This window comes from Campylobacter sp. CFSAN093226, assembly GCF_012897595.1.
GTDB lineage: Bacteria > Campylobacterota > Campylobacteria > Campylobacterales > Campylobacteraceae > Campylobacter_D > Campylobacter_D jejuni.
Genome location: NZ_CP040608.1, coordinates 1,230,652 through 1,244,456 on the forward strand (window position 1 = coordinate 1,230,652; position 13,805 = coordinate 1,244,456).

Genomic DNA, 13,805 nt, shown 5'->3' on the forward strand with positions numbered 1-13,805 from the left:
AATGCTTACTTATTCTCATCAAAACATCGATCAAAGCGATATAGATACGCTTACAAAAGCTTTAAAAGATGAAATTTTAACAGGGGGTAAAAAGGTAAATGAATTTGAAGAAGCCCTTTGTGAATATATGGGCGTAAAACACGCTTGTGTATTAAACTCAGCCACTTCAGCCCTTCATCTTGCCTACACAGCACTAGGTGTCCAAGAAAAAATCGTTTTAACTACCCCTTTAACCTTTGCCGCTACAGCTAATGCGGCCTTAATGGCTGGAGCTAAGGTAGAGTTTATCGACATTAAAAACGATGGCAATATTGATGAAAAAAAACTAGAAGCAAGACTTTTAAAAGAGAGTGAAAATATAGGAGCTATTAGCGTGGTAGATTTTGCGGGCAATAGCGTTGAAATGGATGAAATTTCAAACCTTACTAAAAAATACAATATCCCTTTAATCGATGATGCAAGCCATGCTTTAGGTGCTTTGTATAAAAGTGAAAAAGTAGGAAAAAAAGCCGATCTTTCTATATTTTCTTTTCACCCTGTTAAGCCTATCACTACTTTTGAAGGTGGGGCTGTGGTGAGTGATAATGAAGAGCTTATCGATAAAATCAAGCTTTTAAGAAGCCATGGTATTGTTAAAAAAAGGCTTTGGGATAGCGATATGGTAGAACTTGGCTATAATTACCGCTTAAGTGATGTTGCTTGTGCTTTAGGGATAAACCAGCTTAAAAAACTCGATCACAATCTTGAAAAACGCGAAGAAATCGCAAATTTTTACGATAAAGAATTTGAAAAAAATCCTTATTTTTCCACGATAAAAATCAAAGACTATAAAAAAAGTTCAAGACATTTATATCCTATTTTGCTTTTTCCTGAATTTTATTGTCAAAAAGAAGAACTTTTTGAAAGCTTACTTCATGCAGGAATTGGCGTACAGGTACATTATAAACCAACTTATGAGTTTAGTTTTTATAAAAAACTCTTGGGGGAAATCAAACTCCAAAATGCAGATAATTTTTACAAAGCTGAACTTAGTATACCTTGTCATCAAGAAATGAATCTAAAAGATGCAAAATTTGTCAAAGATACTTTATTTAGCATTCTTGAAAAAGTTAAAAAGGGATATTGTGGATAAGCTAGACTTTAGAAGCCAAGATTTTAGCCAAACTGGAAAGGCTATGTATGAACTAGCTTGTGAACTTTTTCCTATCCCTAGGAGTATCACAGGGCAAGGTTTTAGAGATAGCTTAGAAATTTTAAATAAAACTCTGGGGGGGGGTATACTCAAATTTCACTCTATAAAAAGTGGCACAAAGGTTTTTGACTGGATAGTCCCTGATGAATGGAATGTTAAAGAAGCCTATATCATCACTCCAAAAGGAGAAAAAATTTGTGATTTTAAAAAGCATAACTTGCACCTTCTAAACTATAGCGAAGCCATCGATCAAGAAATCGAACTAGAAGAACTTCAAGATCATCTTTACTCCATAGAAGAAATGCCCGATGCTATTCCTTATGTAACGAGTTATTATAAAAGGCGTTGGGGATTTTGTCTCACGCACAACGAAAGAAAAAAACTCAAAAAAGGCAAATACAAAGTCTATATCGATGCAAAACACGATGAAAATGGAGTTTTAGATTATGCTGATTTTATCCTACCTAGTACGCAAAACTCAAAAGATGAAATTTTAATTTCAACCTATCTTTGCCACCCTTCCATGGCAAATAATGAGCTTAGTGGCCCTGTAGTGAGTATTTTCTTAGCAAAATGGCTTTTGGGTTTAAAAGAAAGAAGATATAATTACCGCTTTGTCATCATCCCTGAAACCATAGGCTCTATAGTCTATCTTAGCAAACATTTAGAGTGTTTAAAAAAACATGTTAAAGCAGGCTTTGTGCTTTCTTGCTTAGGCGATGATCATACTTACTCACTCATACACACAGTTAAAGAGAACACTCTAAGCGATAAAGTCGCCCTGCATACGCTCAAAAATAAAGAAAATTTCAAAGCTTTTAGTTTTTTAGATCGTGGAAGTGATGAAAGACAATACAATGCCCCACTTGTAAATCTTGGCATAGTAGGGGTATGTCGCACAAGGTATGGTGACTATGATGGATATCATAACTCAAAAGATGATCTCAATTTTATCTCTGAAAAAGGTTTAATGGGTGGACTTCAAAGCATGCAAGAAATGATTTTAAATCTAGAAATCAACGCCGTATATGAAAACACCATAGTATGCGAACCCAATCTTGGCAAAAGAGGATTATATCACACCCTTAGCACTACCAATGACATTCCTTTGGCTTGTAATTTTTTGGCTTATTGCGATGGAGAGAATGATATCATCGATATAGCCAATATCTTAAATATGCAAGCTTATGAATTTAAAGAACTTTTGGAAAAAATAAAATTTTATGGACTGGTAAAATGAAATATTTTTTAGAACACAATGGCAAAAAATACTCCGATAAGGATTTAATAGATGCTTTTTATCAACTAGGTATAAAAAGGGGTGATATTTTATGCGTACATACAGAACTTATGAAATTTGGCAAAGCTTTGCTTACTAAAAATGATTTTTTAAAAACCTTACTTGAATGCTTTTTTAAAGTGCTAGGCAAGGAAGGCACTCTTCTAATGCCAACCTTTACTTATAGTTTTTGCAAAAATGAAGTTTATGATAAAGTGCATTCTAAAGGCAAAGTGGGAGTGCTGAATGAATTTTTTAGAACTAGCGGGGGGGGGAGGTTAGGCGAACTAGCGACCCTATTTTTTCCTTTGCTGTGAAGGGTGCTAAAGCGGATATTTTTTTAAAAGAAAACTCAAGCTGTTTTGGAAAGGATAGTGTATATGAAATTTTAACTAGGGAAGGTGGGAAATTTATGCTTTTAGGCTTGAATTATGGACACGCCCTAACGCATTATGCTGAAGAGAGAAATACCAGCTTTTGCAGGTATTTTAAGGAATTTAAGGGCTTTGTGATTGACGAGCTAGGACAAAAAAGAGAAAAAAGGATAAATTATTATGTAAGAGACTTGGAAAAAGCCTATGTATGCAGCCTTGATAAGATAAATGAAATCGTGCGGCAAACAAGGTATTACAAAAGCATAAAATTTGCAGGAGATTTTCTAGAAAGCTATGATGCTAAAGAATATGTCAAAGCCATAGGCAACGCCCTTAAGCAGGATAAATTTGCCATATATGAAAAGCTTCTTTTATGAAAAACATTTAAAGGTAGTTTATGAAATATTTACTTGAATTTGAAAATAAAAAATACTCCACTTACGACTTCATAGAAACTTTTTACAAACTAGGACTACAAAAAGGCGATACCTTGTGTGTGCATACTGAACTTTTTAATTTCGGTTTTCCCTTGCTTTCTAGAAATGAATTTTTACAGACTATATTAGATTGTTTTTTTGAAGTTATAGGCAAAGAAGGCACTTTGATCATGCCAACCTTTACTTATAGTTTTTGCAAAAATGAAGTTTATGACAAAATAAATTCCAAAACAAAAATGGGAGCATTAAATGAATATTTTCGCAAACAAACAGGAGTAAAACGCACAAACGATCCTATATTTTCTTTTGCTATAAAAGGAGCAAAAGAAGAATTATTTTTAAAAGATACAACAAGCTGTTTTGGGGAAAATTGTGTTTATGAGGTTTTAACCAAAGAGAATGGAAAATATATGACATTTGGAGGCCAAGGACACACACTAACACATTATGCAGAAGAACAATTTAATGTATTTTACAGATATCATAAAATTTTCTCTGGAATTTTAATTGATGAAAACAATATATCATACAATAAAACCATTAGTTATTATGTTAGAAAACTTGACATATCTTCTGAACCCAATTTAATTAACATTATCAATATTGTTAATAATACTAAAAATTTTAAAAAAAACAATTTTGCAGGAGATCATATAAATATTTACAACGCTAAAGAATATATAGAAATTTTATGGAAAAAATTAGATATAAACCAAACAATTCTAATAGAAAATTATGATACAATATATTAATTTTCAACATTCTCAAGAAAGTGGTATACAATGGAAAAACAATTTTATGAAATTTTAGAAAATATACTTGAAACCAAAGTAGATGAAAATACAAATTTAAGCATGGAAAACTGCAAGAACTGGACTTCTTTAGCTCATATTGATATCATCATGAGTTTAGAAGAAGAATTTGAAATCAAATTTAACAAAGAAGATTTAAGTCTCTTAAAATCTCAAAGCGCTTTACTAGAAAAAATTCAAACCCTAAAGGCAGAAAAATGAAAGAAAATATTGAAAAATTATTTCAAGCCATCGCTCAAAAAAATCCTATCCATTCTAAATATCTTAAAAAAATTGAATTTTCACAAGAAGACGAAGAAGAATTTGATAAATTAATTTCTTATTATATTCAAGATGGTATCAGTATAAAAGAACAATGCGATTGTTATTTATTGATCCTTAACGATACTTTAGAAGAAACAAAATTTTTCATAGAAAATGGGGCTTATCGTTATTCTAGCTTTGATGAAGTTAAGGATAAAGTTTATTTTAATGAAAGCTATATGAAACAATACATGATAGGCCTAGCTCTTTCTTCTTTTGTTTGGATAGCTCATATTAAAGTGAGAAAGTATTTTTCACAATATTTGCAAAATTTCACTCCAAAAACAACTTATTTTGAAATAGGCCCTGGCCATGGAGAATACTTCGCAAGAGCAGTTAAAAGTGGTAAATTTTCAGCCTTTTATGGACTTGATATCTCTCCAACGAGTTGCGAACTTACTCAAAAAATGGTAAAACAACAAGTAGGAGGATTGATTACAAAATGCGATTTTTTATGTCAAGATTTTTTTACTTATGATTTTGATAAAAAAGCTGATTTGATAGTAATTGGAGAAGTGCTAGAACACGTAGAAAAACCTCTTGAATTTCTTAAAAGATCTAAAGAACTTCTTAGCGATGGAGGAGAAATTTTTGCAACTATCCCTATCAATGCTCCTGCTATTGATCATATTTATTTATTTTCCCATCCTGATGAAGTTAAAGATTTGATAGAAAAATCAGGCTTAAAATTTAAAGCTTATGAATGTTTTATGGCAAATGATTATAGTTTGGAAAAAGCATTGAAATTTAAAAATGCTATCACTATGGCAGTAGTTTTAAATGCTTAATACAACACTCAATTTACCCCTTCATCATATAGGCGTGGCTTGTAAAAATTTAGAAAAAGAAAGGGAATGTTTTTTTAAACTAGGTTTTTATAAAGAATCAGAATTTATAGATGAAAAACAAGGGGTAAGAGGCGAATTTATCATTCCTTGTAATGAAGCATTTCCACAGTATAGATTTGAACTTTTGCAAAATTTAAACGATAAAGGACCACTAGATAGCTATTTGAAAAATAATACCAAAATGTATCATTTAGCCTATGAAAGTAAAAATATCGCCCAAGATTTAATTCTTTTGGAACAACAAGGAGGCATTTGTATTGTTCCTATTATGCAAGCAAGCTATTTTGCTAAACTTTGTTTTATCATGATGCCAAATAGGCTTTTAATCGAACTTGTGGAGCTAAAATGAATCTTTTTTCACCCCATTTAAAACGCAATGAGCTTATAAAATTCGCCAAAGAATTAGACTTTAGTAAAAGTCAAGATCTTCTTATTAATGTCCATAGAAATCATGCTTTTGAAGGAGTGCAAAGTATCATTGCTCCTTTTTTACATTTTGCTAATTTAAGAGCTGAGTTTAATTTCAGCTCTTATGATGATAGCTTGAGTTTTGATAACTTTAAAGAAGCTAGTTTAGAACTTTTATGGCTAGATTTAACCCGCTATAAAAATAATGTGCAAAATTTTATAGAAGAAAGACTTTTAGAACTAAGAAAAATTTCACAAAACCCTATTTTAGTTCTTAGTTTAGGAGAATTTAAAACAGATAAAAAAATTTTAAATTGTGAAATTTTTAACATAGAAAAACTCATAAAAGAGTATTTTGATGAAGAAGATATTTTAGACTTAGCTAAAGAAGAACTTACAGGCTCTAAGCTTAATAATAAAGCCTTGATTTTTTTAGCACAAATTTTAGGACTTAGTCTCATCCCTGCACTTGTAAAACCCGCTCTTAAAGCTCTTGTACTTGATCTTGATAATACCTTGTATCAAGGAATTTTAGGTGAAGAGGGTATAGATAATCTTAATTTAAGTCCTTTGCACAAAACCTTACAAGAAAAAATTAAAACTTTTAAAAAACAAGGGTTTTTACTTGCCCTAGCTTCAAAAAATGAAGAAAAAGACGCAAAAAAACTTTTTGAAATAAGGAAAGATTTCATCTTACAATGGGATGATTTTGATGCTAGAATGATCAATTGGGAGCCAAAAGGTGAAAATATCTTAAAAATTGCTAAAAAATTTAATATAAATACTAACGCTATGCTTTTTATAGATGATAATATCGCCGAGCTTGAAAATACCAAAATTACAGGCGTTAAAACACTTTTATGCGATGAAAATATACTTTATAAAATCAAACTTTTTCCTAATCTTTTAAAACTTTCAAATACCAAAGAAGATCAAATTCGTGCCAAAGATATAGCAGCCAATGCTTTAAGAGAAGAGCTTAAAAGCTTAAGCGATGAAGAATATTTTCAAAATCTTGAAATCAGCTTAAATTTTAGCAAAAATGATCTGCAAAATATCCCTCGCATTAGCGAACTTTTAGGCAAAACCAATCAATTTATCGCTAATTACACACGCTTAAATCAAGAAAAAGTCGCACAACACATGCAAAAAGAACTCATTGTAAGTGTGAGTATGAGTGATAAATTAAGCGATAGTGGGATTATCGCTATTTTTGTTTTTTCTTGTAAAGAAGGAAATTTATTTATCGATGATCTTTGCATTTCTTGTAGGGCTTTAGGTAGAAAACTTGAAACTAGAATGTTTTTTAAAGCCTTTGAACTAGCTTTACATTTCTTTGATCTTAAAAACAATAATGCAAGGCTTTATTATCAAAAAGGCGAAAGAAATATGCCATTTTTGAGCTTTTTAGAACAAATTTCCAAAGAATTTGAAAAAAACTCAGCCCTTATTCCATTTCAAAATTTAAACTTCAAAGGACTTATAATCCATGAAAACTAGATTTGATAAAGCTAAAATTTCAGGCATTTGCGTAAGCGTACCTGAACATAAAATTTGCATTGATGATGAGTTAGAAAGCGTTTTTTCAAACGATATCAAAACCCTTAAAAGAATGAAAAAAGTCATAGGTTTAAACACGCGTTATATTTGCGATGAAAACACTTGCGTAAGCGATCTTGGAAAACACGCAGCCAATACACTTTTACAAGGTTTAAATATAGATAAAAATAGCCTTGATGCACTCATCGTAGTAACTCAAAGTCCTGATTTTTTCATGCCTTCTACGGCTTGTTATTTACACCAACTTTTAAATTTAAGCTCCAAAACTGTAGCTTTTGATTTAGGGCAAGCTTGTGCAGGGTATTTATACGGCTTATTTGTCGCTCATTCTTTAATACAAAGTGGCTTAGGTAAAATTTTACTCATTTGTGGAGATACTTTAAGCAAATTCATCCACCCTAAAAATATGAATTTAGCTCCTATTTTTGGTGATGGAGTAAGTGCAACTTTAATTGAAAAAACGGATTTTAACGAAGCTTTTTTTGAGCTTGGAAGCGATGGAAAATATTTTGATAAACTCATCATTCCAAAAGGTGCGATGAGAATACCTAAAGCAGATATTTTTAACGATGATTCGCTCATGCAAACTGAGGAGTTTAGACAATTAGAAAACCTTTACATGGACGGAGCAAATATTTTCAATATGGCTTTGGAATGCGAACCTAAAAGCTTTAAAGAAATTTTAGAATTTTCTAAAGTAGATGAAAAAGACATTGCTTTTCATCTTTTTCATCAATCCAATGCGTATTTGGTTGATTGCATCAAAGAAGAATTAAAACTTAATGATGATAAAGTTCCTAATTTCATCATGGAAAAATACGCTAATTTAAGCGCTTGTTCACTACCTACCCTACTTTGCGAACTAGATACTCCAAAAGAATTTAAAGCGAGTTTAAGTGCTTTTGGTGCAGGGCTTAGCTGGGGAAGTGCGGTGTTGAATTTCAAAGATTTATACACAAAAAATATTTTAATTTACACAAAGGAGAAATAATGACAAAAACTGAATTTTTAGAAGAGCTTAAAGAAGCTATGCATAGAGATGAAGACTTAAATGAAGATATGCTACTTGATGATATAGATGAGTGGGATAGTTTGGCTTTTGTATCTGTGATGGTGCTTTATAAAAATCTTTTTACTTTAAAAATCACAGCCGAAGACTTGAAAAATTGTCAAAAAGTAAGTGATTTAATCAATTTAGCAAAGCTTGATTAAAACCTTTAAGGTTTTAATCTTTTATCACTAATTCAAATTTGTCACCCACATCTTTAAATATAAACACTTTATTTCCACAAGGATAAGAGATGGAATTTTCTTGCATAAAAGATTTTCTTTTTTGCAATTTTTCAAGCATTAAAGGAAGTTCTTTTCTAAATAAGGCTTTATCAGGTATACCACAACCATGATCTAAATTTTTAATAAATTTTCCATCAATTTTATTTTCATCTATCAAATTTAAGCTTACATCATATCCTAAAATTTTTAATATTTGCATGGTTTGTTGTTTAAAATTGGCAGGCGTTAGAGGATCTTTATCGCTATGATAACTCACATAAATAATATTTTTATTTTTTTGACTTTGCAAAATCAAATGATCCTTATTTAACAATGTTCTAATAAAATAATTTTCATTATTAAAAAAATAAGGTGAATTTTCTTTACGAGTCCAGTGGGTTTTTAGAAAAAAAATAATCCTATTATGTGGAAAATCTTCATAATAATCACCGTAACTATGTTCCATTTCTCTTCCTAAAATATAATTTAAAGGTGGCAAAGCCGAACCCGAATTATCAATCACACCATCCACATACCAAGGAGCTATCTTTGCTATGAGTAAAGATAGGTATCCTCCATAAGACCCCCCCCCATAAATTTTTGGTAAATCTGCAAATTTTGGAAAGCGTTTAACTAGATCTTTTAAAGCATTGATATGATCAATAGCTGCCATAATGCCATAGTTTTGATAATCTCCATTAGGTGGGATAAAAGTTGAAGTAAAATTTAGTTTAAAGTTATGATCGAGTTTATTTTGCATTTTTAAATTTTCTACATGTTTCACTAAAGAATTCGCTAAAAAAAGCGCATTATCATTATTTATTTCACCATAAGAAAAATGAAACTGATTTAATAAATTTTTAATATTTTCAATATCTTCCTCTTGAAAATATTTGTATGCACTATATTTCTCAACATCTGAACGCCTTTGACAAAAACAATGATAAAAAACATGCACTGCTACAACATCAAAATTTTTAGCAATATAATTTCTATAAGAGTCTAAAAAATATATATTTGCATTGGCTCCATAACCTCCTATTATAAAAACTATAGCTTTAATCTCTTTTTCATCATCATAACTTATACGGTATTCAAGTTTGCTAGTTCTTTTTATATTTAATTCTACATCATCACAAGAATCAATTTCAAAGGTTTGGTTTATGAGCATATATTTTCCTTTTTAATTAATGATCAATTTTAACTGATTTTCTACATCTTTAAAAGTAAACACTTTATTTCCACAAGGATAAGAGATGGAATTTTCTTGCATGAAAGATTTTCTTCCTTGTAGTTTTTCAAGCATTAAAGGAAGTTCTTTTCTAAATAAGGCTTTATCAGGTATACCACAACCATGATCTAAATTTTTAATAAATTTTCCATCAATTTTATTTTCATCTATCAAATTTAAGCTTACATCGTAACCTAAAATTTTTAATATTTGCATGGTTAGTTCTTTAAAATTTGCTGGAGTTAAAGGATCTTCTTTACTATGATAACTCACATAAATAATATTTTTATTTTTTTGACTTTGCAAAATCAAATGATCCTTATTTAACAATGTTCTAATAAAATAATTTTCATTATTAAAAAAATAAGGTGAATTTTCTTTACGCGTCCAGTGGGTTTTTAGAAAACAACTCACAAAAAAATGATCGCCCTGCATATACATATCCCCATTAGTATCTTTGCTTTTAAATTCCAACTCTCTACCAATAATATAATTAAGCGGTGGAACAGCCGAACCCGAATTATCAATCACGCCATCCACATACCAAGGAGCTATTTTTGCTATGAGCAAGGCTAAGTATCCTCCATAAGACCCCCCCCCATAAATTTTTGGTAAATCTGCAAGTTTTGGAAAGCGTTTAACTAGATCTTTTAAAGCATTGATATGATCAATAGCTGCCATAATGCCAAAATTTTGATATTCTCCACGCGAAGGAATAAAAGTTGCACTTAGTCTTTCTTCAAAATCATAAGGCAATCGATTTAACATTTTTAATTCTGTCATAATCTCGCTCAAATATTCACAATGACTAACTACAGTATTATTGGCTAATTGATCACATGGAATATTGTATTTACGAAGCACTTTTTCTATTAATTTTAAATCATCTTTTGTAAAATCTGCTAATGTTGAATACTTTTCAACATCCGAACGCCTTTGACAAAAACAATGATAAAAAACATGCACTGCTACAACATCAAAATTTTTAGCAATATAATTTCTATAAGAGTCTAAAAAATATATATTTGCATTGGCTCCATAACCTCCTATTATAAAAACTATAGCTTTAATCTCTTTTTCATCATCATAACTTATACGGTATTCAAGTTTGCTAGTTCTTTTTATATTTAATTCTACATCATCACAAGAATCGATTTCAAAGCTTTGGTTTATGAGCATATAAAGGCCTTTTTTATTAATTTATCGATATTATATTACAAAAAATTAAAAAGGTAAATCATGACAACTCATATCTATGATTTTTTAGAAAAAAGTTTAATCAAATTTAGCGAAAAAACTGCTTTTGTAGAACCCTTTGTCAAAGAAAGAAAGGAAATCACTTACAAAGACTTTGATCTCTTTTCTAAAAAACTAGCCAGTGAAATTTTAAAAACTTTAGGAAATGATAATCCTACTCAAGCTCCTGTTTTAATCATCTTGCCTAAAGGGATTGATTGTTTGATTTCATTTTTTGGAGTGGCACTCAGTGGAAATTTTTATACACTTTTAGATGAAAAAAGTCCTAAAGAAAGAGTAGAAAAAGTCATAGAAGTTTTAAAGCCTAAACTTTTTATCACTTCAAAGGACTTAAATTTTAACTTAGATTTACCTACGCTTTATACACAAGACTTTGAAAGTTTTAATATAGATGAGAGTTTAATAAAGCATGCCAAAGAAAAACATATAGATACTAATTTACTCTATGTTTTCTTTACAAGTGGGAGCACAGGCATTCCTAAAGGAGTAAGCATAGCTCATAAGAGTGTGATTGATTATACTTTTTGGGTGTGTGAGACTTTTAAATTTGATGAGAATGAAATTTTAGCCAATCAAGCGCCATTTTATTTTGACAATAGCATTTTAGATATTTTTTCAAGTGTAAAATCAGGAGCGACTTTACACCTTTTACCTAATCATCTTTTTGCCTTTCCAAATAAAATTTTAGAATGCCTTGAAAAAGAAAAAGTAAGCACTATATTTTGGGTACCTTCGGTGCTGATTTATTTTGCAAATACTGAAGCTTTGAATAATTTTAGTTTAAACGCCTTAAAAAAGATGCTTTTTTGTGGTGAAATCATGCCCAATAAACAGCTCAATATTTGGCGTAAACACTTACCCAATGCCTTATTTGCCAACCTTTATGGCCCAACAGAAATCACTGATGTATGTTCTTTTTATATCATCAATCGCACTTTTAAAGATGAAGAACTTTTACCGATAGGAAAAGCGTGCAAAAACACAGAACTTTTAGTTTTTGATGAAAATATGAATTTCATAAGTCCTAAACAAATAGGTGTTAAAGGGGAGCTTTTCGTGCGTGGAACTTCTTTGTCTTTAGGGTATTATAATGACAAAGAAAAAACCAAACAAGCTTTTATTCAAAATCCTTTACATGATAATTATTTAGATTTACTCTATAAAACAGGAGATATCGTTTCTTATAATGAATTTGGAGAGCTTTTATGCTACGGAAGAGCAGATAATCAGATAAAATATATGGGACATAGAATAGAACTTGGAGAAATAGAAAGCGTGATAAATTCTCATGTGAATATTAAAAACAGTGCTTGTATTTTTAAAGAAGATATTATTTGTTTTTATGAAAGTGAAGAAGAAATTAATTTTAAAGATTTTTTGAAAGATAAATTACCTTCTTATATGATCCCAAAAAATTTTATTAAACTCGACAAATTTAAGCTTAATCAAAATGGTAAAATTGATAGAAAGGTTTTAAAAGAACTTGTTTAAATAAATATTTTATAATTTCAAAAAACTAAAGGAGAAAAAATGCAAGAAATCAAACAATTTTTTATCAATATAGAAAGAACAGATATCAATGAGAGTATGGAAAATCTAGTAAGTGAAGATTTTATCGATAGTATCGATATCATGGCTTTGGTTGCCGAAATAGAAAAATTTTATAAAAAACCCTTAAAAGCAGAATTTATCACACCTGAAAATTTTGAAAGCTTTGAAAATATCAAAAAAATGCTTGAAACTGCAATGAAAGACTAATCTTTCCTTGCAAGTTCAAGCTGTTCTTTTAAAGAACTGATGATTTCATTTTTAGAAACAATAATTTGTGCTATAAAATCCGCCACATCATCCCAATCTTTACTTAGCATATGGGTTAAAGTATAATTTTGTTCATATTCTTCCCAATTCACAGGAGTAAAAAGAGAATTTTTATGCGGGAAATATTTGTTTTTTACCCATTCAAGTGAAGAAGCAAAATAATCCACATAAGCTTTAGCAATATCTTTTTGCACTGCAAATTTTAATCTTTTTTCTTTGCTGCCTTCAAATTTTCTTCTTGCCATAAAAAGCAAAGAATTAAGATTATCCTGCTTTAAATCTTTTTGATTTAATCTTGACATAAGCTCCATTCCTAAAAGATTAAAACTTTCATTTTTGGTTTGTTTTAAAACAAAACTCTCATCCCATTCAAGTCCTAAATGATAAACAAAATCCTTAAGTAAAGTCCCTCCTACATAATCCTCCCTTAGAAGTCTTACTATCAAATTTTCTTCTCCAAATACCTCAGCATGAGTTTTGCAAATCCATTCATAGTCAAAAATATATTTTCTAGGATGATCTTGCGGAGCAAAATCAGCAGAATAATACCCCATATTGTTTTTATGGTCTTGAGAACAATGTGAGTTTAAATAACCCAAAGTATCTCTAAAATACACAATAATATAAATTTGAGTAAAACCTAACTCTCTCATAATCTTTTCTAAAATTTCTACATGTTTTTTGGTAGAAAAATCCCAAACTATACCCTCAGCTGAAAAAATAAATTTTTTATCTTTATGTAAAGCACTTTCACTTTTAAAATTTTCTATAGCTCTAAGAAGTCTTTCATTTGTGATATGACTTAAAACACTCTCTTTTTTTAAAATATCTTCTTTTTGAACCAATTCTAAAACCATATCCACCAAAGCCCAATGCCTATTTGCCACTCTAAGACTTTTTGGGTAAATATAAGCTTTTTGCAAAAGCTTTTCTTCGTTTTGCATCAAGAAGCCTTGTTTTTCTTGATTTCCTGTATTAGTAGTTCCTATATGTAAATATGCTGTCATTTTATAT

General features: G+C 30.1%; 14 protein-coding genes and 1 pseudogene. 12 read left to right on the forward strand and 3 right to left on the reverse strand.

Annotation, left to right across the window (positions count from 1 at the left end):
- Position 1 precedes the first annotated feature (1 nt).
- The 10 genes and pseudogenes from pseC (at position 2) to FBF02_RS06395 (ending at position 8,425) form a co-directional block, all read left to right on the forward strand.
- Positions 2-1,132 (forward strand): UDP-4-amino-4,6-dideoxy-N-acetyl-beta-L-altrosamine transaminase, encoded by a 1,131-nt coding sequence (gene pseC / locus FBF02_RS06350; protein WP_002856503.1) that lies wholly within the window; start codon positions 2-4, stop codon positions 1,130-1,132.
- The gene (locus FBF02_RS06355; protein WP_002878575.1) at positions 1,125-2,432 is read left to right on the forward strand and encodes a DUF4910 domain-containing protein; all 1,308 of its coding nucleotides are present in this window, start codon (positions 1,125-1,127) and stop codon (positions 2,430-2,432) included. The genes pseC and FBF02_RS06355 overlap by 8 nt, the downstream gene beginning before the upstream one ends.
- Positions 2,429-3,222: pseudogene (locus FBF02_RS06360) on the forward strand (AAC(3) family N-acetyltransferase). Before FBF02_RS06355 ends, FBF02_RS06360 begins: the two are co-directional and overlap by 4 nt.
- A gap of 20 nt (positions 3,223-3,242) precedes the next feature.
- A complete protein-coding gene (gene legH / locus FBF02_RS06365; RefSeq protein ID WP_002856586.1) occupies positions 3,243-4,034 on the forward strand; it encodes an N-acetyltransferase LegH in 792 nt (263 codons plus the stop codon).
- Between the two features lie 30 nt (positions 4,035-4,064).
- Positions 4,065-4,295 (forward strand): acyl carrier protein, encoded by a 231-nt coding sequence (locus tag FBF02_RS06370; protein WP_002781997.1) that lies wholly within the window; start codon positions 4,065-4,067, stop codon positions 4,293-4,295.
- Positions 4,292-5,185, forward strand: a complete 894-nt coding sequence (locus tag FBF02_RS06375; protein ID WP_002857912.1) for a class I SAM-dependent methyltransferase — start codon at positions 4,292-4,294, stop codon at positions 5,183-5,185. The genes FBF02_RS06370 and FBF02_RS06375 overlap by 4 nt, the downstream gene beginning before the upstream one ends.
- Positions 5,178-5,594 (forward strand): VOC family protein, encoded by a 417-nt coding sequence (locus tag FBF02_RS06380; RefSeq protein ID WP_002791673.1) that lies wholly within the window; start codon positions 5,178-5,180, stop codon positions 5,592-5,594. The genes FBF02_RS06375 and FBF02_RS06380 overlap by 8 nt, the downstream gene beginning before the upstream one ends.
- Complete coding sequence (locus FBF02_RS06385) at positions 5,591-7,153, forward strand: HAD family hydrolase (protein WP_002786080.1); 1,563 nt, start codon at positions 5,591-5,593, stop codon at positions 7,151-7,153. The genes FBF02_RS06380 and FBF02_RS06385 overlap by 4 nt, the downstream gene beginning before the upstream one ends.
- A complete protein-coding gene (locus tag FBF02_RS06390) occupies positions 7,143-8,204 on the forward strand; it encodes a beta-ketoacyl-ACP synthase III (protein WP_002789842.1) in 1,062 nt (353 codons plus the stop codon). Before FBF02_RS06385 ends, FBF02_RS06390 begins: the two co-directional genes overlap by 11 nt.
- Positions 8,204-8,425, forward strand: coding sequence for an acyl carrier protein (locus tag FBF02_RS06395; RefSeq protein WP_002789840.1), 222 nt, complete (start codon positions 8,204-8,206; stop codon positions 8,423-8,425). The genes FBF02_RS06390 and FBF02_RS06395 overlap by 1 nt, the downstream gene beginning before the upstream one ends.
- Before the next feature lie 13 nt (positions 8,426-8,438).
- On the opposite strand, the gene FBF02_RS06400 is transcribed toward FBF02_RS06395, so the two are convergent.
- Together FBF02_RS06400 and FBF02_RS06405 are read right to left on the reverse strand one after the other, a co-directional pair.
- Positions 8,439-9,656: a DUF2920 family protein gene (locus FBF02_RS06400; RefSeq protein ID WP_010891921.1), complete on the reverse strand. Its 1,218-nt coding sequence runs from the start codon at positions 9,654-9,656 to the stop codon at positions 8,439-8,441.
- 12 nt (positions 9,657-9,668) lie between these two features.
- The gene (locus FBF02_RS06405; protein ID WP_002858432.1) at positions 9,669-10,895 is read right to left on the reverse strand and encodes a DUF2920 family protein; all 1,227 of its coding nucleotides are present in this window, start codon (positions 10,893-10,895) and stop codon (positions 9,669-9,671) included.
- A gap of 60 nt (positions 10,896-10,955) precedes the next feature.
- Between FBF02_RS06405 and FBF02_RS06410 the strand changes: the two genes are divergently transcribed.
- Together FBF02_RS06410 and FBF02_RS06415 are read left to right on the forward strand one after the other, a co-directional pair.
- Complete coding sequence (locus FBF02_RS06410; protein ID WP_002858032.1) at positions 10,956-12,464, forward strand: AMP-binding protein; 1,509 nt, start codon at positions 10,956-10,958, stop codon at positions 12,462-12,464.
- 39 nt (positions 12,465-12,503) lie between these two features.
- The gene (locus tag FBF02_RS06415; RefSeq protein WP_002777686.1) at positions 12,504-12,731 is read left to right on the forward strand and encodes an acyl carrier protein; all 228 of its coding nucleotides are present in this window, start codon (positions 12,504-12,506) and stop codon (positions 12,729-12,731) included.
- Here the strand turns inward: FBF02_RS06415 and FBF02_RS06420 are convergent.
- The gene (locus tag FBF02_RS06420; RefSeq protein WP_002856137.1) at positions 12,728-13,798 is read right to left on the reverse strand and encodes a hypothetical protein; all 1,071 of its coding nucleotides are present in this window, start codon (positions 13,796-13,798) and stop codon (positions 12,728-12,730) included. The two genes, FBF02_RS06415 and FBF02_RS06420, sit on opposite strands and share 4 nt — an antisense overlap.
- Between the last annotated feature and the right edge of the window lie 7 nt (positions 13,799-13,805).

Excerpts from the sequence above, each read along its gene's own strand:
- FBF02_RS06415 (WP_002777686.1), top strand. The coding sequence starts at position 12,504 with ATGCAAGAAATCAAACAATTTTTTATCAATATAGAAAGAACAGATATC.
- FBF02_RS06375 (WP_002857912.1), top strand. The coding sequence starts at position 4,292 with ATGAAAGAAAATATTGAAAAATTATTTCAAGCCATCGCTCAAAAAAAT.
- FBF02_RS06420 (WP_002856137.1), bottom strand. The coding sequence starts at position 13,798 with ATGACAGCATATTTACATATAGGAACTACTAATACAGGAAATCAAGAA.
- FBF02_RS06405 (WP_002858432.1), bottom strand. The coding sequence starts at position 10,895 with ATGCTCATAAACCAAAGCTTTGAAATCGATTCTTGTGATGATGTAGAA.
- FBF02_RS06400 (WP_010891921.1), bottom strand. The coding sequence starts at position 9,656 with ATGCTCATAAACCAAACCTTTGAAATTGATTCTTGTGATGATGTAGAA.
- legH (WP_002856586.1), top strand. The coding sequence starts at position 3,243 with ATGAAATATTTACTTGAATTTGAAAATAAAAAATACTCCACTTACGAC.
- FBF02_RS06390 (WP_002789842.1), top strand. The coding sequence starts at position 7,143 with ATGAAAACTAGATTTGATAAAGCTAAAATTTCAGGCATTTGCGTAAGC.
- FBF02_RS06395 (WP_002789840.1), top strand. The coding sequence starts at position 8,204 with ATGACAAAAACTGAATTTTTAGAAGAGCTTAAAGAAGCTATGCATAGA.
- FBF02_RS06385 (WP_002786080.1), top strand. The coding sequence starts at position 5,591 with ATGAATCTTTTTTCACCCCATTTAAAACGCAATGAGCTTATAAAATTC.
- pseC (WP_002856503.1), top strand. The coding sequence starts at position 2 with ATGCTTACTTATTCTCATCAAAACATCGATCAAAGCGATATAGATACG.
- FBF02_RS06410 (WP_002858032.1), top strand. The coding sequence starts at position 10,956 with ATGACAACTCATATCTATGATTTTTTAGAAAAAAGTTTAATCAAATTT.
- FBF02_RS06380 (WP_002791673.1), top strand. The coding sequence starts at position 5,178 with ATGCTTAATACAACACTCAATTTACCCCTTCATCATATAGGCGTGGCT.
- FBF02_RS06370 (WP_002781997.1), top strand. The coding sequence starts at position 4,065 with ATGGAAAAACAATTTTATGAAATTTTAGAAAATATACTTGAAACCAAA.